Genomic DNA, 19845 nt, shown 5'->3' on the forward strand with positions numbered 1-19845 from the left:
CGGTACAATCCCCGCTTTCTTCATCTTCAAGGGACAAAAATGGACAAACGGTTTGTTCAGGCCCATAAAGAAGCGCGCTGGGCGCTGTGGCTGACCCTCCTCTATCTTGCTGCCTGGCTGGCTGGCGCCTATCTGCCGGGGGTGGGTATTGGTATAACCGGCCTGCCGCATTGGTTCGAAATGGCCTGTCTGCTGGTACCTCTGCTGTTTATCCTACTGTGTTGGGGAATGGTGCGTTTCATTTTCCGCGACATCTCTCTGGAGGATAACGATGCAGTTTGAAATCATCGTCGTCCTGCTTGCTTACCTGTGTTTGGTATTCGGGCTGTCGTTTTACGCGATGCGCAAACGCAGTAGCGGCAATTTTCTTAGCGAGTATTTTCTCGGGAGCCGTTCAATGGGTGGTTTCGTCCTGGCGATGACGCTGACGACCACCTATATCAGTGCCAGTTCATTTATTGGTGGACCGGGAGCCGCCTATAAATACGGGCTTGGCTGGGTGCTGCTGGCCATGATTCAGGTTCCGACAATCTGGCTCTCACTCGGTATTCTCGGCAAGAAATTCGCTATCCTGGCACGGCGTTACAACGCGATCACCCTGAACGATATGCTACAGGCGCGTTATCAAAGTCGCGCGGTCGTATGGATAGCCAGCGTGAGCCTGCTGGTCGCTTTCGTAGGGGCGATTGCTGTGCAGTTTATCGGCGGTGCCCGACTGCTGGAGACAGCCGCCGGAATTAAGTATGAAAATGGGTTGCTGATCTTTGGCATCACCATTGCGTTGTATACGGCCTTCGGCGGCTTTCGCGCCAGCGTTCTCAATGACACCATGCAGGGTATGGTAATGCTGATCGGCACAATCGTGCTGCTGGTTGGCGTCGTCCACACGGCTGGCGGTTTACATAATGCTGTCGATACGCTACAGCACATCGACCCGAAGCTGGTATCGCCACACGGTGCGGATGATATTCTCACCCCTGCCTTTATGATGTCCTTTTGGGTGCTGGTATGCTTCGGCGTTATCGGCCTGCCGCATACCGCCGTGCGCTGTATTTCCTATAAGGATAGTAAAGCCGTCCACCGCGGGATCATTATCGGTACCATTGTTGTCGCGATCCTAATGTTTGGTATGCATCTGGCCGGCGCGCTGGGAAGAGCAGTGCTGCCTGACCTGACCGTCCCGGATCAAGTGATCCCGACTCTGATGGTACAGGTCCTGCCGCCGTGGGCCGCAGGTCTGTTTCTGGCCGCGCCAATGGCCGCAATCATGTCGAACGTTAACGCCCATTTATTGCAGGCATCGGCTACGATCATTAAAGATCTTTGGCTCAGCGCACAACCGGCAAAAAAACATAACGAGCAGAAGCTAAAGCGGATCTCAACGATCACTACTCTGGTGCTAGGGATCCTGATGATGCTCGCCGCCTGGCGTCCGCCTGAGATGATCATCTGGCTCAACCTGCTGGCATTCGGTGGGCTTGAGGCAGTGTTCTTATGGCCACTGGTGCTGGGTCTGTACTGGGAACGTGCGAACGCCAAAGGCGCATTGAGCGCCATGATCGTCGGCGGCGTACTGTATGCCATACTCGCCACTTTTAATGTTCAGTATCTGGGGTTCCACCCGATCGTACCCTCGTTACTGCTAAGTTTGTTGGCTTTCCTGGTCGGAAACCGTTTTGGTTCCTCCGCCCCGCAAGCCGCCATATTGACTACTGATAAATAAAGAGTTCTGCCATGCCATGGATCCAACTGAAACTGAACACTACCGGTGCAAACGCGGAAGAACTGAGTGATGCCCTGATGGAAGCGGGCTCCGTTTCTATCACTTTCCAGGACACTCACGACACGCCGGTGTTTGAACCTTTGCCCGGTGAAACCCGCCTGTGGGGCGATACCGATGTTATTGGTCTGTTTGACGCAGAAACGGACATGAAAGAAGTGGTTGCACTTCTGGAACAGCATCCGCTTCTGGGTACCGGTTTCGTACATAAAATCGAACAGCTTGAAGACAAAGACTGGGAACGCGAATGGATGGATAACTTTCATCCCATGTGCTTCGGTAAGCGTCTGTGGATCTGCCCTAGCTGGCGCGATGTGCCGGATAAGAATGCCGTCAACGTAATGCTCGACCCGGGTCTGGCGTTTGGTACTGGTACGCATCCTACAACTGCAATGTGTCTACAGTGGCTGGATGGACTCGATCTCGAAGGCAAAACGATTATCGATTTTGGCTGCGGCTCCGGCATTCTGGCCATCGCTGCATTAAAACTGGGCGCAGCGAAAGCCATCGGTATTGATATTGACCCGCAGGCTATTCAGGCCAGCCGCGATAACGCCGAGCGTAATGGGGTTTCTGAGCGACTTGAACTCTATCTGCCGAAAGATCAGCCAGACGCCATGAAAGCCGATGTCGTGGTCGCAAACATTCTGGCCGGCCCTTTACGCGAGTTAGCTCCTCTTATCAGCGTGCTGCCAGTTACAGGCGGTCTGCTGGGCCTTTCCGGTATCCTTGCCAGCCAGGCTGAGAGCGTTTGTGAAGCCTACGCTGAGCTCTTTGACCTCGACCCAGTGGTGGAGAAAGAAGAGTGGTGCCGGATCACCGGTTGTAAAAAATAATCTTCTCTGTGGCCTCTCTGCAGGCCACATTTTTCCGCGTTTTCTGTGCAAAGCTCTCCGCCCTTCTGGGATAAAATCGTTATGTAACTCGCTGTAGTTACGAGATAAAAAATAGCCATTTTATTCATTGGAAGAATGATATGAAAACAACGTTAGGCAAGGCGGTACTCCTGGCATTAAGCATCATGCCCGTTACGGTTTTTGCTTCCCACTGGAGTTACGAAGGTGAAGGCTCTCCTGAGCACTGGGGTACGCTCAGTGAGGAGAATAAAACCTGTCAGACTGGCATGAATCAATCCCCTATCAACATCGATACAACGCTCACAGCACATCTCTCGCCGCTGGATGTCCACTATACCGATGGCCCGGTCACGCTCATCAACAATGGTCATACGATTCAGGCGGGGTTAAAGACCACCACTGCGGATACCATCACGATTGACGGAACCCCATTTACGCTTCAGCAGTTCCATTTCCACGCTCCGAGCGAAAATACCATCCACGGCAAGCACTATGCGATGGAGATGCACCTGGTTCATAAGGACGCCAGGGGTGCCGTTACCGTTGTGGCCGCGATGTTTGATAAGGGTACAGCAAATGCAGAACTGGATAAGCTGTGGGCGGCCATGCCGGAGAAATCCGGGCAGGATACCAAAATCACCACGCAGATGGACCTCAACGCGCTTCTTCCTGCAGACAAGACATACTGGCGCTTCAGCGGTTCTCTGACCACACCGCCTTGTTCCGAAGGCGTCACCTGGATTGTCCTCAATCACCCCCTGACACTTTCTGCCGCACAGTTAGAAAAATTCAGCCATACCATGCATCACGATAACAATCGCCCGACACAGCCGCTAAATGGTCGCGTAGTCGTCGAGTAATCTTAAGATACGCTTCACGATCATGTTCTGAAAATGAGAGCATAGTCACATTAAGTTGGGATAATTTGCTGATTTATTCAGCAGATTATCTTGTCAGTCCGTGACCTGCTGAAGAAAAAACGAGAAGTTACGCAAAATTATATGTGTAGATAAATTCAACGCAAATTCTTAATCCAATGATTTATATAGTTAATTATTCATAGTCGCTTAATTGTACAGCGATTCTTTGATCCATCTCAGTGGATTGGTTAAAGTTTGGCCTTTCATCTCATGCAAAAAATGCGTAATATACGCCGCCTTGCAGTCACATATGGTCATTTCTTAACTCATGCGTATCGGACAATACCAGCTCAGAAATCGCCTGATCGCAGCGCCAATGGCTGGCATTACTGACAGACCATTCAGGACGCTGTGCTACGAGATGGGAGCAGGATTGACCGTATCCGAGATGATGTCTTCTAACCCTCAGGTTTGGGAAAGTGACAAATCTCGTTTACGGATGGTACATGTTGATGAGCCCGGTATTCGTACCGTGCAAATCGCCGGTAGCGTGCCGGAAGAAATGGCTGCAGCCGCCCGAATTAACGTGGAAAGCGGTGCCCAAATTATTGATATCAATATGGGGTGCCCGGCTAAAAAGGTGAATCGTAAGTTTGCAGGTTCAGCCCTCTTGCAGTACCCCGATCAGGTTAAGTCAATCCTGACGACGGTCGTCAAGGCAGTGGACGTTCCCGTGACTCTCAAGATTCGCACCGGTTGGGAACCGGAACACCGTAACTGTGTAGAGATTGCCCAACTGGCTGAAGAATGTGGCATTCAGGCTCTGACTATTCACGGACGCACACGCGCCTGTTTGTTTAACGGAGATGCTGAGTACGACAGTATTCGGGCAGTTAAGCAGAAAGTTTCCATTCCGATTATCGCGAATGGTGACATTACTGACCCGCTTAAAGCCAGAGCTGTGCTCGACTATACGGGGGCTGATGCCCTTATGATAGGCCGCGCGGCTCAGGGAAGACCCTGGATCTTTCGGGAAATCCAGCACTATCTGGACACTGGAGAGCTGCTGCCCCCGCTGCCTTTGGCAGAGGTTAAGCGCTTGCTTTGTGCGCACGTTCGGGAACTGCATGACTTTTACGGTCAGGCAAAAGGGTACCGAATCGCGCGTAAACACGTATCCTGGTATCTCCAGGAGCACGCTCCAAATGACCAGTTTCGGCGCACATTCAACGCCATAGAAGATTCCAGCGAACAGCTGGCGGCGTTGGAGGCATACTTCGAAAATTTTGCGTAATAGAAATAAAGAGCTGACAGAACTATGTTCGAACAACGCGTAAATTCTGACGTACTGACCGTTTCTACCGTTAACTCTCAGGATCAGGTAACTCAAAAACCCCTGCGTGACTCGGTTAAACAGGCACTGAAGAACTATTTTGCTCAACTGAACGGTCAGGATGTGAGTGACCTGTATGAGCTGGTACTGGCTGAAGTAGAACAGCCCCTGTTGGACATGGTGATGCAATACACCCGTGGTAACCAGACGCGTGCTGCCCTGATGATGGGTATCAACCGTGGTACTCTGCGTAAGAAACTGAAAAAATACGGCATGAACTGATACTAGTCAGTTAACTGTATGATTAAAAAGGCGCTCTTCGGCATGGGGAAGCGCCTTTTTTATTTCCTCTGGTTTATCAATTTACAACCATCCGCAGCCCATTTGCGTGACTATTTACACCGCAAAGAGCCGACATAATATTATCCACTAAAGCGGGTGCCTGTTGATAAAGATCGAATTGTTCCGGCTCCATTAACCAGTTTTTGATAATACCAGTAAATACGCTGTGTAATACTATTAATGAAATTTCAACGTTTGTTTCAGCCGGTAATAATCTATTACTAAGACAGTGTTGTAAAACCCCACGAATAATAGGATAACTAAAGCCAATTCTTTTACGAATCTCTGCCTCTGACATCATATCGCTGGAAAATTCGCATTTATGATACAGAATCTGCATCAACGCGCGCTGTCTGGGATTATCGGCAATATATTGCAAACCTGTAATAAATTTCGCCCGTAAATTGCCTAACGGATCCTGACTGTCTGTCGGAATTTGATGCTGAAGCAGATCTCGTAACGGTTGCTGTTGTTGCCACATCTCATTAAACAGTTCTGCTTTACTGGAGAAGTGCCAATACACCGCACCCCTCGTCACGCCAGCGGCATCAGCGATGTCAGTTAACGTGGTGTTGGTGACCCCACGCAGAGCGAATTGCTGAATGGCAGACTCAATCAGGAGCTGCCGCGTCTTTAACGCATCTTCTTTTGTTCTTCTTGGCATACGATGCTCCATTTAACGCCATATCTATAATATAAAAATACCAGGATGCATATAAATCTAGCATCAGATAATCAATATTGTTTAGCAAAAACACAGATAAGCAAAATCTCAAACAAAAAACAATAAATACATAATTCAAATAATTAATAAGCACATTATTCACTGAGTGAATATCAATGTAAGCAAATTTTAATTTAAGGTCATTCTTAAATTAAAATGACTAGCGCTTTGCTTTTGCGTGCCTTACTGATGGATAAAAAATAACTATTCCTTACATACCTCGTTTTTTATTTGTAGGATAACAAACCGCTTTTTTATCCATTATTTCTTTCACAGATTGGTTGCCAAACTCGGCCCGCAATCTATAAGGAACAGCAATGACGAGTCACGCCCGGGTTACACTTTTATCCAGCCTAATCATCTCTACCATCTTGCTTAGCGGTTGCGATAATTCAGGTGATCAACAACCGCATGCGCAGATACCTCAGGTTTCAGTCCATATTGTAAGCAGCGCGCCGCTGTCAGTGACCACGGAACTTCCGGGTCGAACATCGGCATACCGCGTTGCGGAAGTACGCCCGCAGGTTAGCGGGATTATTCTACAGCGTAATTTTGTCGAAGGTAGCGATGTCAATGCCGGGCAGTCTCTCTATCAAATCGACCCGGCGACTTATCAAGCCGCTTATAACAGCGCAAAAGGTGATGAAGCCAAAGCCGAAGCAGCAGCGGTTATCGCTCATCTGACAGTGAAACGCTACGCACCTCTTCTCGGAACACAATACATCAGCCAGCAGGAATACGATCAGGCTGTAGCGACCGCACGCCAGGCTGATGCCGATGTTATTGCCGCAAAAGCCGCCGTCGAAAGTGCGCGCATTAATCTGGCTTACACCAAAGTGACATCGCCAATCGGCGGCCGCATCGGTAAATCCAGCGTTACTGAAGGCGCCCTCGTGACCAATGGGCAGGCAGATGCAATGGCAACGGTACAGCAACTCGATCCGATTTATGTCGATGTCACCGAATCCAGTAATGATTTCATGCGTCTGAAACAGGAAAGCCTGCAGCACGGCAGCGATACCAAAAGCGTGCAGCTGATTATGGAAAACGGTCAACCTTACGCACTAAAAGGCACTCTGCAATTCTCCGACGTCACAGTGGATGAAAGCACTGGCTCAATTACGCTGCGAGCAATCTTTCCGAATCCACAACATTCGCTGCTGCCGGGGATGTTCGTCCGCGCCCGAATTGATGAAGGTGTAGCTCCGAATGCCATCCTGGTTCCTCAGCAGGGAGTCACCCGCACACCACGTGGTGATGCCAGCGTAATGATCGTTAATGACAAAAACCAGGTTGAAAGCCGCCAGGTTGCGACCTCACAGGCGATTGGCGATAAGTGGTTAATTACCAGCGGTCTTAAATCTGGTGAAAAAGTTATTGTCAGCGGTCTGCAGAAAGTTCGTCCCGGCGTCACAGTGAAGGCCGAAGTGGATACCGCGACATCCGTCGCGCAATAAGGTACGAATAACTATGTCTAAGTTTTTTATCCATCGACCGGTATTCGCCTGGGTGCTGGCCATCATTATGATGATTGCTGGCGGTCTCGCAATTATGCAACTGCCTATCGCACAATACCCGACGATCGCCCCGCCAGCTGTTGCCATCTCTGCGACCTACCCAGGTGCGGATGCGCAGACCGTGCAGGATACTGTGACTCAGGTTATCGAACAGAACATGAATGGTATCGATAACCTGATGTACATGTCCTCAACCAGTGATTCCGCAGGCGGCGTCACCATCACCTTGACCTTCACATCGGGTACAGATCCGGATATTGCGCAAGTCCAGGTACAAAATAAGCTCCAGCTCGCCACACCGCTGCTACCTCAGGAAGTGCAGCAACAGGGGATTAGCGTTGAGAAATCAAGCAGCAGTTTCCTGCTGGTTGCTGGATTCATCTCCGATAACACCAGCACTACGCAGGATGATATTTCTGACTACGTTGCATCAAACGTCAAAGATACTATTAGCCGACTTAACGGCGTTGGCGACGTACAGCTCTTCGGGGCCCAATATGCGATGCGTGTTTGGCTGGATGGCAACCTGCTGAATAAGTACAACCTGACGCCTGTTGATGTGATTAACCAGTTGCAGGTACAGAACGATCAGATTGCAGCAGGCCAACTTGGCGGAACGCCCGCTATTAAAGGCCAACAATTAAACGCGTCAATCATTGCTCAAACACGACTGAAAGACCCTGCAGAGTTTGGCAAGGTGACGCTACGGGTGAACGCTGACGGCTCAGTGGTTCATCTGAAAGACGTGGCTCGCATTGAGCTGGGCGGTGAAAACTATAACGTCGTCGCCAAAATTAACGGTAAACCAGCATCCGGGCTGGGGATTAAGCTTGCTACCGGCGCCAATGCCCTCGACACCGCTGCTGCGATTAAAGCAAAGCTTGCCGAACTACAACCCTACTTTCCGCAGGGCATGAAAGTCGTTTACCCTTACGACACCACACCGTTCGTGAAGATCTCTATTCATGAGGTGGTGAAGACGCTGTTTGAAGCGATTATTCTCGTCTTCCTGGTGATGTATCTGTTCCTCCAGAACATCCGTGCCACATTGATCCCCACCATTGCGGTTCCTGTCGTCTTACTTGGCACATTCGCCGTGCTGGCTACCTTTGGCTATTCCATCAACACGCTAACGATGTTCGGTATGGTGCTGGCAATAGGATTGCTGGTCGATGATGCCATCGTGGTGGTGGAAAACGTCGAGCGCGTGATGGTAGAAGAGAGGCTATCCCCAAAAGAAGCGACAGAAAAATCAATGTCGCAAATTCAGGGGGCGCTGGTTGGTATAGCCATGGTGCTATCGGCAGTTTTTGTTCCCATGGCCTTCTTTGGCGGTTCTACGGGCGCGATTTATCGCCAATTTTCCATCACTATCGTCTCAGCGATGGCGCTATCCGTGTTGGTTGCACTGATTCTGACACCTGCACTTTGCGCCACTTTATTGAAACCCGCCTCCGCCGATCATCATGAGAAGAAAGGTTTTTTTGGCTGGTTTAATGCGAAATTTGACCGTAGTGTCAACCACTACACCAACAGCATCAGCGGGATACTACGCTGTACCGGGCGCTATCTCATCATCTATCTGCTGATTGTCATTGGCATGGCTGTACTGTTTATGCGTCTGCCAACCTCTTTTTTACCGGATGAGGATCAGGGGGTATTTATGACCATGATTCAACTTCCATCCGGCGCGACGCAAGAACGTACACAGAAGGTCCTCGATACCGTTACCGACTACTATCTGCATAAAGAGAAGGCGAATGTTGAAAGCGTCTTTACCGTTAACGGTTTTAGCTTTAGCGGCCAGGGACAAAACTCCGGTATGGCATTTGTCAGTCTGAAGCCATGGGAGGAGCGCAGTGGTTCGGAGAATGGGGTTGAAGCAATCATCAAGCGAGCCACGGTCGCTTTCAGCCAGATTAAAGACGCCATGGTTTTCCCATTCAATCTCCCCGCAATTATTGAGTTGGGTACCGCCACAGGCTTCGACTTTGAGCTTATCGACCAGGGTAACCTCGGTCATAGCGCGCTGACTCAAGCACGAAATCAGTTGCTTGGTATGGTAAGAGAACATCCGGATCAACTGGTGCGCGTACGACCAAATGGGCTTGAAGATACTCCGCAATTTAAGCTTGATGTTGATCAGGAGAAAGCCCAGGCACTGGGTATTTCACTATCTGATATCAATGAAACCATTTCCGCAGCACTAGGTGGCTATTACGTTAATGATTTTATTGACCATGGTAGAGTTAAAAAAGTCTATATTCAGGCTGACGCCCATTTCCGTATGTTGCCGAGCGACATCAACAGTATGTACGTCCGTAGTGCTAATGGCGAAATGGTACCATTCTCAGCTTTTGTAACCTCACACTGGGTTTATGGTTCTCCGCGCCTGGAGCGTTATAACGGCTTACCTTCGATGGAAATTCTGGGTGAAGCCGCTCCGGGCAAAAGTACCGGGGATGCAATGATTTTGATGGAACAACTAGCCAACAAACTGCCTACTGGTATTGGCTTCGGCTGGACAGGAATGTCTTATCAGGAACGCTTATCCGGTAATCAGGCGCCTGCTTTATATGCAATTTCGCTAATAGTGGTTTTCCTGTGCCTTGCCGCACTCTATGAAAGCTGGTCTATTCCATTCTCAGTCATGTTAGTCGTCCCGTTAGGGGTTGTCGGGGCATTATTAGCAGCCTCATTACGTGGGCTTAATAATGACGTTTATTTTCAGGTAGGTTTATTAACGACGATCGGTCTCTCTGCCAAAAACGCTATTCTTATTGTCGAATTTGCGAAAGACCTTATGGATAAAGAAGGGAAGGGAATCATTGAAGCAACGCTCGAAGCATCTCGTATGCGTTTACGCCCTATCTTAATGACCTCATTGGCCTTTATTCTTGGTGTACTGCCCTTGGTTATTAGCCATGGGGCAGGCAGCGGGGCACAAAACGCCGTGGGTACGGGAGTTATGGGAGGAATGTTGACAGCAACGTTGCTGGCTATCTTCTTCGTACCGGTATTCTTTGTTGTCGTAAGACGCCGCTTTACTAAGCATATCGAGTAAGTCTCTCTTTCCAAAGGCGCCATTCTGGCGCCTTTTTTTATGCCTGAAGTTTTTGATCATCCCGATAAAAATCAACGTGTTTATTATTTTTTAAAAGATCGCACGTTATTCAACTAGCCATATTATGACGACATAATCGCGTAAGTTTCTTCACGATATTTACGTTGCTCATAAATTGAGATTATTTACCCTACCCGTCCTCAGTATTACCGATGATAAAATAGGCTATTCCGTAATGTATGGGTTCCCATTACAGCGAAACGGATTATTTAGAGGTAATATCATGAAAAAATTCGTTTTAGTCACATTGCTGACAACGCTTCTCGCTGGTTGTGCACATGATTCTCCGTGCGTACCTGTCTATGACTCCGAAGGCAGATTAGTACACACTAATACCTGTATGAAAGGAACGACTCAGGACAACTGGGAAACTGCGGGCGCTATTGCCGGAGGCGCGGCTGCAATTGCAGGCTTGACGCTTGGCATTGTCGCACTAACTCGCTAATCACTTACAATCGCCGCTATGCACTGGTACCGGAGCTAATCCCGGTACCGTTTTTCGGCAAGATACACCCAATATACTTAAGTTACTGCACAATGCTCTGTTCTCTGTGATTTGAATAGCGCTGGCCACTAACGACATAAACCGAAGCTGAATTGAGTACACAGCGCGAATTAATATTTTCATGCGATTAGAAACGCAAAAAGCCCATCCTGACGGATGGGCTTTTCACTTATTTGGTGCCTGGCAATGCCCTACTCTCACATGGGGAGACCCCACACTACCATCGGCGCTACGGCGTTTCACTTCTGAGTTCGGCATGGGGTCAGGTGGGACCACCGCGCTATCGTTGCCAGGCAAATTCTTTTCAAATCGCCGAACTTTAACCTAAAAACTGGTGCTGATACCCAGAGTCGAACTGGGGACCTCACCCTTACCAAGGGTGCGCTCTACCAACTGAGCCATATCAGCACACTAAATTTGATGCCTGGCAGTTCCCTACTCTCACATGGGGAGACCCCACACTACCATCGGCGCTACGGCGTTTCACTTCTGAGTTCGGCATGGGGTCAGGTGGGACCACCGCGCTGTCGCCGCCAGGCAAATTCTGTTTATCTGTATCAAGCTGAAATTCTCTCAAATCCGCCAAAACATCTTCGGCGTTGTAAGGTTAAGCCTCACGGTTCATTAGTACCGGTTAGCTCAACGTATCGCTACGCTTACACACCCGGCCTATCAACGTCATCGTCTTTAACGTTCCTTCAGGACTCTCAAGGAGTCAGGGAGAACTCATCTCGGGGCAAGTTTCGTGCTTAGATGCTTTCAGCACTTATCTCTTCCGCATTTAGCTACCGGGCAATGCCATTGGCATGACAACCCGAACACCAGTGATGCGTCCACTCCGGTCCTCTCGTACTAGGAGCAGCCCCCCTCAATTCTCCAGCGCCCACGGCAGATAGGGACCGAACTGTCTCACGACGTTCTAAACCCAGCTCGCGTACCACTTTAAATGGCGAACAGCCATACCCTTGGGACCTACTTCAGCCCCAGGATGTGATGAGCCGACATCGAGGTGCCAAACACCGCCGTCGATATGAACTCTTGGGCGGTATCAGCCTGTTATCCCCGGAGTACCTTTTATCCGTTGAGCGATGGCCCTTCCATTCAGAACCACCGGATCACTATGACCTGCTTTCGCACCTGCTCGCGCCGTCACGCTCGCAGTCAAGCTAGCTTATGCCATTGCACTAACCTCCTGATGTCCGACCAGGATTAGCTAACCTTCGTGCTCCTCCGTTACTCTTTAGGAGGAGACCGCCCCAGTCAAACTACCCACCAGACACTGTCCGCAACCCGGATTACGGGTCCACGTTAGAACACCAGCCATTAAAGGGTGGTATTTCAAGGATGGCTCCATGCAGACTGGCGTCCACACTTCAAAGCCTCCCACCTATCCTACACATCAAGGACCAGTGTTCAGTGTCAAGCTATAGTAAAGGTTCACGGGGTCTTTCCGTCTTGCCGCGGGTACACTGCATCTTCACAGCGAGTTCAATTTCACTGAGTCTCGGGTGGAGACAGCCTGGCCATCATTACGCCATTCGTGCAGGTCGGAACTTACCCGACAAGGAATTTCGCTACCTTAGGACCGTTATAGTTACGGCCGCCGTTTACCGGGGCTTCGATCAAGAGCTTCTCCTTACGGATAACCCCATCAATTAACCTTCCGGCACCGGGCAGGCGTCACACCGTATACGTCCACTTTCGTGTTTGCACAGTGCTGTGTTTTTAATAAACAGTTGCAGCCAGCTGGTATCTTCGACTGATTTCAGCTCCATGAGCAAGTCACTTCACCTACCATCAGCGTGCCTTCTCCCGAAGTTACGGCACCATTTTGCCTAGTTCCTTCACCCGAGTTCTCTCAAGCGCCTTGGTATTCTCTACCTGACCACCTGTGTCGGTTTGGGGTACGATTTGATGTTACCTGATGCTTAGAGGCTTTTCCTGGAAGCAGGGCATTTGTTACTTCAGCACCGTAGTGCCTCGTCATCACACCTCAGCGTTGAATGACGTTCCGGATTTACCTGGAACATCCGCCTACATGCTTAAACCGGGACAACCGTCGCCCGGCTAACATAGCCTTCTCCGTCCCCCCTTCGCAGTAACACCGAGTACAGGAATATTAACCTGTTTCCCATCGACTACGCCTTTCGGCCTCGCCTTAGGGGTCGACTCACCCTGCCCCGATTAACGTTGGACAGGAACCCTTGGTCTTCCGGCGAGCGGGCTTTTCACCCGCTTTATCGTTACTTATGTCAGCATTCGCACTTCTGATACCTCCAGCAGCCCTCACAGGCCACCTTCAACGGCTTACAGAACGCTCCCCTACCCAACAACACATAGTGTCGCTGCCGCAGCTTCGGTGCATGGTTTAGCCCCGTTACATCTTCCGCGCAGGCCGACTCGACCAGTGAGCTATTACGCTTTCTTTAAATGATGGCTGCTTCTAAGCCAACATCCTGGCTGTCTGTGCCTTCCCACATCGTTTCCCACTTAACCATGACTTTGGGACCTTAGCTGGCGGTCTGGGTTGTTTCCCTCTTCACGACGGACGTTAGCACCCGCCGTGTGTCTCCCGTGATAACATTCTTCGGTATTCGTAGTTTGCATCGGGTTGGTAAGTCGGGATGACCCCCTAGCCGAAACAGTGCTCTACCCCCGAAGATGAGTTCACGAGGCGCTACCTAAATAGCTTTCGGGGAGAACCAGCTATCTCCCGGTTTGATTGGCCTTTCACCCCCAGCCACAAGTCATCCGCTAATTTTTCAACATTAGTCGGTTCGGTCCTCCAGTTAGTGTTACCCAACCTTCAACCTGCCCATGGCTAGATCACCGGGTTTCGGGTCTATACCCTGCAACTTAACGCCCAGTTAAGACTCGGTTTCCCTGCGGCTCCCCTATACGGTTAACCTTGCTACAGAATATAAGTCGCTGACCCATTATACAAAAGGTACGCAGTCACCCAACAAGTGGGCTCCTACTGCTTGTACGTACACGGTTTCAGGTTCTGTTTCACTCCCCTCGCCGGGGTTCTTTTCGCCTTTCCCTCACGGTACTGGTTCACTATCGGTCAGTCAGGAGTATTTAGCCTTGGAGGATGGTCCCCCCATATTCAGACAGGATACCACGTGTCCCGCCCTACTCTTCGAGTTCACAGCCTGTGTGTTTTTGTGTACGGGAGTATCACCCTGTACCCTGCGACTTTCCAGACGCTTCCACTAACACACAAACTGATTCAGACTCTGGGCTCCTCCCCGTTCGCTCGCCGCTACTGGGGGAATCTCGGTTGATTTCTTTTCCTCGGGGTACTTAGATGTTTCAGTTCCCCCGGTTCGCTTCGTTAAGCTATGTATTCACTTAACGATAGTGTGTCGAAACACACTGGGTTTCCCCATTCGGAAATCGTCGGTTATAACGGTTCATATCACCTTACCGACGCTTATCGCAGATTAGCACGTCCTTCATCGCCTCTGACTGCCAGGGCATCCACCGTGTACGCTTAGTCGCTTAACCTCACAACCCGAAGATGTTTCACTTCATGATTGCGAAAATTTGAGAGACTCGAACACACCGTCATGCTGTTCTTATTACGGAGAACAGACGCAGCGTGTCGTTTCAATTTTCAGCTTGATCCAGATTTTTAAAGAGCAAAACTTCGCAGTGCACCTTTTCAGGTACACTCTGAAGTTTTCTTGTTTTTTGCAGTAAAAGGATGGTGGAGCTATGCGGGATCGAACCGCAGACCTCCTGCGTGCAAGGCAGGCGCTCTCCCAGCTGAGCTATAACCCCATCGTAAAAACTTATCTCTGTACCGATAATTTGTCCTGAGACAAGGCGTGGAATGACGAAGCATACTGACGTATGCGAGTCGTTTCACAACACAGTATCAGGGCAAATTTGGTAGGCCTGAGTGGACTTGAACCACCGACCTCACCCTTATCAGGGGTGCGCTCTAACCACCTGAGCTACAAGCCTGCAGAGATTTTTTACTGCTAATTTTTCATCAGACAATCTGTGTGAGCACTACAAAGGCAGGTTCTTTAAGGTAAGGAGGTGATCCAACCGCAGGTTCCCCTACGGTTACCTTGTTACGACTTCACCCCAGTCATGAATCACAAAGTGGTAAGCGCCCTCCCGAAGGTTAAGCTACCTACTTCTTTTGCAACCCACTCCCATGGTGTGACGGGCGGTGTGTACAAGGCCCGGGAACGTATTCACCGTGGCATTCTGATCCACGATTACTAGCGATTCCGACTTCACGGAGTCGAGTTGCAGACTCCGATCCGGACTACGACATACTTTATGAGGTCCGCTTGCTCTCGCGAGGTCGCTTCTCTTTGTATATGCCATTGTAGCACGTGTGTAGCCCTACTCGTAAGGGCCATGATGACTTGACGTCATCCCCACCTTCCTCCAGTTTATCACTGGCAGTCTCCTTTGAGTTCCCGGCCGGACCGCTGGCAACAAAGGATAAGGGTTGCGCTCGTTGCGGGACTTAACCCAACATTTCACAACACGAGCTGACGACAGCCATGCAGCACCTGTCTCAGAGTTCCCGAAGGCACCAAAGCATCTCTGCTAAGTTCTCTGGATGTCAAGAGTAGGTAAGGTTCTTCGCGTTGCATCGAATTAAACCACATGCTCCACCGCTTGTGCGGGCCCCCGTCAATTCATTTGAGTTTTAACCTTGCGGCCGTACTCCCCAGGCGGTCGACTTAACGCGTTAGCTCCGGAAGCCACTCCTCAAGGGAACAACCTCCAAGTCGACATCGTTTACAGCGTGGACTACCAGGGTATCTAATCCTGTTTGCTCCCCACGCTTTCGCACCTGAGCGTCAGTCTTTGTCCAGGGGGCCGCCTTCGCCACCGGTATTCCTCCAGATCTCTACGCATTTCACCGCTACACCTGGAATTCTACCCCCCTCTACAAGACTCTAGCCTGCCAGTTTCGAATGCAGTTCCCAGGTTGAGCCCGGGGATTTCACATCCGACTTGACAGACCGCCTGCGTGCGCTTTACGCCCAGTAATTCCGATTAACGCTTGCACCCTCCGTATTACCGCGGCTGCTGGCACGGAGTTAGCCGGTGCTTCTTCTGCGAGTAACGTCAATCACTGCGGTTATTAACCACAATGCCTTCCTCCTCGCTGAAAGTACTTTACAACCCGAAGGCCTTCTTCATACACGCGGCATGGCTGCATCAGGCTTGCGCCCATTGTGCAATATTCCCCACTGCTGCCTCCCGTAGGAGTCTGGACCGTGTCTCAGTTCCAGTGTGGCTGGTCATCCTCTCAGACCAGCTAGGGATCGTCGCCTTGGTGAGCCGTTACCTCACCAACAAGCTAATCCCATCTGGGCACATCTGATGGCATGAGGCCCGAAGGTCCCCCACTTTGGTCTTGCGACGTTATGCGGTATTAGCTACCGTTTCCAGTAGTTATCCCCCTCCATCAGGCAGTTTCCCAGACATTACTCACCCGTCCGCCGCTCGTCACCCGAGAGCAAGCTCTCTGTGCTACCGCTCGACTTGCATGTGTTAGGCCTGCCGCCAGCGTTCAATCTGAGCCATGATCAAACTCTTCAATTTAAGTTTGATGCTCGTGAATTAAACTTCGTAATGAATTACGTATGTTCACTCAGAGACTTGGTATTCATTTTTCGTCTTGCGACGTTAAGAATCCATGTCACTTTGAGTGCCCACACAGATTGTCTGATAAATTGTTAAAGAGCAGTGCAACGCGGCTTTCGCTCACCGTTGCGAGGTGGCGTATATTACGCTTTCCTCTTTCAGAGTCAACCTTATTTTCAGGTTTTTCTCTTCAACCGACCCGACTGTTTGTGTGAAGTGATTCACATCTGCCGTGTCAGTGGGAGCGCATTATAGGGACCCCATCTTTTTGCACAAGCCTTTTTTAGATCTTTTTTTCCAAGTGATGTTTTTTCACCCTTTTCGCAGAGTTTATACTCAATTCGCCTAATTTTTACCACGCCAAAGGGTTGCAGATGGTCCCAAAAGCTACCAAAGTCTCTTCATCCCCTGGTTTATTGAGGTAAGCATGCCTGTGAATCTACGTCGCTATAAAGATTTATCCCCGAAAATAGGTCAAAACGTGATGATCGACACCAGTAGCGTGGTGATCGGTGATGTCAGAATTGATGATGATGTCAGTATTTGGCCAATGGTCACAATTCGCGGTGATGTGAATTATGTGGAAATAGGCGCGCGCACCAACATTCAGGACGGCAGCGTCTTACATGTCACTCATAAGTCTTCATATAATCCACATGGCAATCCACTGATTATTGGCGATGATGTGACCGTCGGTCATAAAGTTATGCTGCACGGCTGCACTATAGCTAACCGCGTGCTGGTTGGTATGGGGTCGATTGTACTGGATGGTGTCATTGTGGAGGATGACGTCATGATTGGTGCCGGTAGTCTGGTTCCACAAAACAAACGTCTGGAAAGCGGCTACCTTTATTTTGGCAACCCGGTTAAACAAATACGCCCCCTCACGGAGGCGGAAATTGTGGGGCTAAGGTATTCAGCAAACAACTATGTGAAATGGAAAAATGATTATCTGGCTCAGGAAAACCAGACCCATCCTTGAGCGTCTTCCTGCTGGTCGCAGATTAATTCGTGGGCTTCCTCTTCCAGATCCCAACGATGCTCACGAAATGCGGCCAGGCACAGTTCAGGGTCTTCGTCACCAAAACGTTGCTGAAGCGTTGTTAGCTTTATGGCACAGATCAGTTGCATACCGTTAACTAATGCTGGAAAAGCGATACACTGACGCTCGTCATCCCATACTTCCCTGTCGGGAAATTGAATAGCTTGGTTCACGTGTTCAACTCCTCATGCAACGCCAGAATTACAGGGGCAATTTCCGGCAGAACACCGTGCCACAATAGTACTGAGTGTGCGGCCTGTGCCACCAGCATTCCCAGCCCATCAGCACATCTTTTAGTACCATGTTGCTGACACCAACGTAAAAATGGCGTGCAACCTTTCTGATAAAACATGTCATAGCAATAGACATGAGTGTTGATTAGCGAAACGGGGATAGCAGGGACTTCTCCTTCAATACCGCTAGATGTGGCATTAATGATGAGATCAAAAACCTGACCATTTAATGCTTCTATATCCAGAGCACGGACGCTGCCAGTATGAGCAAACAGCGTTGCCAGTTCATGCGCACGCGAAAATGTACGATTCACAATAGTGACAGCGCAATCCAGCGATAAAAGAGGCAGCAATACGCCACGTGAAGCACCACCTGCACCAATAAGCAGAACCCGAAAACCAGGTTTAATGAAATCGAGTCGTTCTAAATCACTCAGTAGCCCCACGCCATCGGTGTTGTCCCCCAGCAACCGGCCATCCTCCAGCCGTTTAAGGGTATTAACAGCACCAGCCAGTGCCGCACGTTCAGTTAACTCATCTGCTCGCGCGAAAGCCTCTTCTTTGAAAGGAACGGTGACGTTAGCTCCCTTGCCGCCATCAACAAAAAAGGCGTTAAGAGTATTTACGAAATCATCAAGGGGAGCCAGGACTCGCCCATAGGGATGCGTAATCTTCAGCTGCTTCGCAAAGAGCTGATGAATAGATGGTGACTTGCTATGAGCAATCGGGTGTCCAAATACTGCGTAGGTTTCCATAAGTTATCCCTGGCGGAAGAGTTCGCCCGTCAAGGCATCACGTATTTCAGAAGGATTCTGACGCCCGCCGGTTACCCCATCAACTACCGGGAAGCTAGCGCCAAACTGCGCATAAACCTCAGCAGTCGTGCGGCAAGGTGGCTCACCAGATAAATTGGCGCTAGTAGAAACCAATGGTTTACCGTAAGCCTCACACAACTCAACTACCTGCGGATGATCCGTTACTCGCACTGCCAGCGAATCAAAACGGCCGGTCAACCAACGGGGTGTAGAATCGAGAGCCGGGAATACAAAGGTCACCGGCCCAGGCCAGCAGGAAAAAATAGCAGCACGCCGCTCATCGCTAAGTTGTGAATCATCAATATAAGGTTTGAGCTGTTCAAAGTTAGCGGCGATTAGGATCAGTCCTTTATCAACCGGTCGCTGTTTAAGCGCCAACAAATGCATGACGGCTTTTTCGCTATCGGGATCACAGCCGACGCCAAAAACAGCTTCCGTGGGATAGGCGATGACAAGTTCATTGTTCAGGACCGAAACTGCATGTGCGATGGTTTCTGAGAGCAAGTTATTATTCACTGATTATTCCGCCGGTGTCGGCTTTCCACATTGTTTGCTGGCACAAAAACGCTTTACGCCCTGCACCGTTTTCTTTTCGATTAGTAGAGGGTAATGACACTCTGGGCACTCACCCGCCACTGGCTTAAAATTAATGACGAACTGGCAATCAGGGTAGCGATCGCAGGAATAAAAGTTTTTTCCGAAACGTGAACGACGTTGGACCAGATGTCCTTGACTACACTGCGGGCAGGCTATTGCAGTCTCATCAGGTTTATCAATGAGTTCAGTGTGCTCACATTCTGGGTAGTTGCTACAACCAATAAACATACCAAAACGTCCTTGCCGCAGTACCAATATGGCGCCGCAAGACGGACACACCTGCCCCTCCAGAACTTTGACAATATGCCCGTCCGCCTGATTCTTCAGGGAGCGGACATAATCACAGTCCGGATAATGTGAACAGCCGAGAAAAGGCCCATGTTTCCCAGAACGTATTACAAGTTCAGCCCCACACTGGGGGCAAGGCTCGTTTTTACGCACCGAAAACAGTGCTGATTTGGTCATAACAACTCTAGTGTCGCTGCGAAAAG

General features: G+C 49.9%; 14 protein-coding genes, 3 tRNA genes, 4 rRNA genes and 1 pseudogene. 10 read left to right on the top strand and 12 right to left on the bottom strand.

The annotated features are described in order from the left end of the window. Window positions 1-39 precede the first annotated feature (39 nt). The 6 genes and pseudogenes from HV127_RS04160 (at window position 40) to fis (ending at window position 5112) form a co-directional block, all read left to right on the top strand. Window positions 40-282 (top strand): YhdT family protein, encoded by a 243-nt coding sequence (locus tag HV127_RS04160; RefSeq protein ID WP_112213515.1) that lies wholly within the window; start codon window positions 40-42, stop codon window positions 280-282. After that, on the top strand, window positions 272-1723 hold the full coding sequence (gene panF, locus HV127_RS04165; RefSeq protein ID WP_182235092.1) for a sodium/pantothenate symporter: 1452 nt from the start codon (window positions 272-274) through the stop codon (window positions 1721-1723). Before HV127_RS04160 ends, panF begins: the two co-directional genes overlap by 11 nt. Window positions 1724-1734: 11 nt before the next feature. Next, window positions 1735-2616, top strand: a complete 882-nt coding sequence (gene prmA, locus HV127_RS04170; protein ID WP_182235093.1) for a 50S ribosomal protein L11 methyltransferase — start codon at window positions 1735-1737, stop codon at window positions 2614-2616. Window positions 2617-2756: 140 nt separating this feature from the next. Continuing rightward, on the top strand, window positions 2757-3497 hold the full coding sequence (locus HV127_RS04175; protein WP_182235094.1) for a carbonic anhydrase family protein: 741 nt from the start codon (window positions 2757-2759) through the stop codon (window positions 3495-3497). Between the two features lie 328 nt (window positions 3498-3825). Then, a pseudogene (gene dusB / locus HV127_RS04180) lies at window positions 3826-4834 on the top strand (tRNA dihydrouridine synthase DusB). Then, the gene (gene fis / locus HV127_RS04185) at window positions 4816-5112 is read left to right on the top strand and encodes a DNA-binding transcriptional regulator Fis (RefSeq protein WP_003855228.1); all 297 of its coding nucleotides are present in this window, start codon (window positions 4816-4818) and stop codon (window positions 5110-5112) included. The pseudogene dusB and the gene fis overlap by 19 nt, the downstream one beginning before the upstream one ends. Window positions 5113-5188: 76 nt before the next feature. Here fis and envR read toward each other — a convergent pair whose 3' ends face one another. After that, window positions 5189-5836 carry an acrEF/envCD operon transcriptional regulator gene (gene envR / locus HV127_RS04190; RefSeq protein WP_182235095.1) on the bottom strand — a complete coding sequence of 216 codons (648 nt, stop codon included), beginning with the start codon at window positions 5834-5836 and terminating at the stop codon, window positions 5189-5191. Between the two features lie 377 nt (window positions 5837-6213). Here envR and HV127_RS04195 point away from each other — a divergent pair, with 377 nt between their 5' ends. The 3 genes from HV127_RS04195 (at window position 6214) to HV127_RS04205 (ending at window position 10982) form a co-directional block, all read left to right on the top strand. Further along, complete coding sequence (locus HV127_RS04195) at window positions 6214-7353, top strand: efflux RND transporter periplasmic adaptor subunit (protein WP_182235096.1); 1140 nt, start codon at window positions 6214-6216, stop codon at window positions 7351-7353. A gap of 13 nt (window positions 7354-7366) precedes the next feature. After that, complete coding sequence (locus HV127_RS04200) at window positions 7367-10477, top strand: efflux RND transporter permease subunit (protein WP_182235097.1); 3111 nt, start codon at window positions 7367-7369, stop codon at window positions 10475-10477. 283 nt (window positions 10478-10760) lie between these two features. Further along, the gene (locus HV127_RS04205; protein WP_110272798.1) at window positions 10761-10982 is read left to right on the top strand and encodes a hypothetical protein; all 222 of its coding nucleotides are present in this window, start codon (window positions 10761-10763) and stop codon (window positions 10980-10982) included. Between the two features lie 238 nt (window positions 10983-11220). Here the strand turns inward: HV127_RS04205 and rrf (HV127_RS04210) are convergent. From rrf (HV127_RS04210) to HV127_RS04240, 7 genes are all read right to left on the bottom strand, one after another. Beyond that, window positions 11221-11336, bottom strand: a 5S ribosomal RNA gene (gene rrf / locus HV127_RS04210). Window positions 11337-11374: 38 nt separating this feature from the next. Beyond that, window positions 11375-11450, bottom strand: a tRNA-Thr gene (locus HV127_RS04215). Between the two features lie 14 nt (window positions 11451-11464). Continuing rightward, a 5S ribosomal RNA gene (rrf, locus tag HV127_RS04220) occupies window positions 11465-11580 on the bottom strand. Between the two features lie 65 nt (window positions 11581-11645). Next, window positions 11646-14552, bottom strand: a 23S ribosomal RNA gene (locus HV127_RS04225). Between the two features lie 200 nt (window positions 14553-14752). Further along, a tRNA-Ala gene (locus HV127_RS04230) sits at window positions 14753-14828 on the bottom strand. Between the two features lie 109 nt (window positions 14829-14937). Next, window positions 14938-15014, bottom strand: a tRNA-Ile gene (locus tag HV127_RS04235). Between the two features lie 71 nt (window positions 15015-15085). Beyond that, window positions 15086-16625 (bottom strand): 16S ribosomal RNA (locus tag HV127_RS04240). The 16S, 23S and 5S rRNA genes sit together here with 3 tRNA genes alongside, the layout of an rRNA operon. 469 nt (window positions 16626-17094) lie before the next feature. Here HV127_RS04240 and HV127_RS04245 point away from each other — a divergent pair. After that, window positions 17095-17649, top strand: coding sequence for a gamma carbonic anhydrase family protein (locus tag HV127_RS04245; RefSeq protein ID WP_182235098.1), 555 nt, complete (start codon window positions 17095-17097; stop codon window positions 17647-17649). On the opposite strand, the gene HV127_RS04250 is transcribed toward HV127_RS04245, so the two are convergent. Genes HV127_RS04250 through HV127_RS04265 form a run of 4 tightly spaced genes read right to left on the bottom strand, consistent with a single transcriptional unit; the run spans window position 17625 to window position 19819 of the window. Further along, on the bottom strand, window positions 17625-17882 hold the full coding sequence (locus HV127_RS04250; RefSeq protein ID WP_112217281.1) for a DUF1488 domain-containing protein: 258 nt from the start codon (window positions 17880-17882) through the stop codon (window positions 17625-17627). The two genes, HV127_RS04245 and HV127_RS04250, sit on opposite strands and share 25 nt — an antisense overlap. Continuing rightward, entirely contained in the window at window positions 17879-18697 is an 819-nt protein-coding gene (gene aroE / locus HV127_RS04255; protein WP_182235099.1) for a shikimate dehydrogenase, read from the bottom strand. The genes HV127_RS04250 and aroE overlap by 4 nt, the downstream gene beginning before the upstream one ends. Before the next feature lie 3 nt (window positions 18698-18700). Beyond that, window positions 18701-19273, bottom strand: coding sequence for an L-threonylcarbamoyladenylate synthase type 1 TsaC (tsaC, locus tag HV127_RS04260; protein ID WP_112217279.1), 573 nt, complete (start codon window positions 19271-19273; stop codon window positions 18701-18703). Window positions 19274-19276: 3 nt separating this feature from the next. Further along, complete coding sequence (locus tag HV127_RS04265; protein ID WP_142513300.1) at window positions 19277-19819, bottom strand: topoisomerase DNA-binding C4 zinc finger domain-containing protein; 543 nt, start codon at window positions 19817-19819, stop codon at window positions 19277-19279. Window positions 19820-19845: the final 26 nt, after the last annotated feature.

The organism is Klebsiella sp. RHBSTW-00215, from assembly GCF_014103785.1.
Classification (GTDB): Bacteria; Pseudomonadota; Gammaproteobacteria; order Enterobacterales; family Enterobacteriaceae; genus Klebsiella.

Coding starts and splice junctions, on each gene's coding strand:
- HV127_RS04160 (WP_112213515.1), top strand. CDS start 40: ATGGACAAACGGTTTGTTCAGGCCCATAAAGAAGCGCGCTGGGCGCTG.
- panF (WP_182235092.1), top strand. CDS start 272: ATGCAGTTTGAAATCATCGTCGTCCTGCTTGCTTACCTGTGTTTGGTA.
- prmA (WP_182235093.1), top strand. CDS start 1,735: ATGCCATGGATCCAACTGAAACTGAACACTACCGGTGCAAACGCGGAA.
- HV127_RS04175 (WP_182235094.1), top strand. CDS start 2,757: ATGAAAACAACGTTAGGCAAGGCGGTACTCCTGGCATTAAGCATCATG.
- fis (WP_003855228.1), top strand. CDS start 4,816: ATGTTCGAACAACGCGTAAATTCTGACGTACTGACCGTTTCTACCGTT.
- envR (WP_182235095.1), bottom strand. CDS start 5,836: ATGCCAAGAAGAACAAAAGAAGATGCGTTAAAGACGCGGCAGCTCCTG.
- HV127_RS04195 (WP_182235096.1), top strand. CDS start 6,214: ATGACGAGTCACGCCCGGGTTACACTTTTATCCAGCCTAATCATCTCT.
- HV127_RS04200 (WP_182235097.1), top strand. CDS start 7,367: ATGTCTAAGTTTTTTATCCATCGACCGGTATTCGCCTGGGTGCTGGCC.
- HV127_RS04205 (WP_110272798.1), top strand. CDS start 10,761: ATGAAAAAATTCGTTTTAGTCACATTGCTGACAACGCTTCTCGCTGGT.
- HV127_RS04245 (WP_182235098.1), top strand. CDS start 17,095: ATGCCTGTGAATCTACGTCGCTATAAAGATTTATCCCCGAAAATAGGT.
- aroE (WP_182235099.1), bottom strand. CDS start 18,697: ATGGAAACCTACGCAGTATTTGGACACCCGATTGCTCATAGCAAGTCA.
- HV127_RS04265 (WP_142513300.1), bottom strand. CDS start 19,819: ATGACCAAATCAGCACTGTTTTCGGTGCGTAAAAACGAGCCTTGCCCC.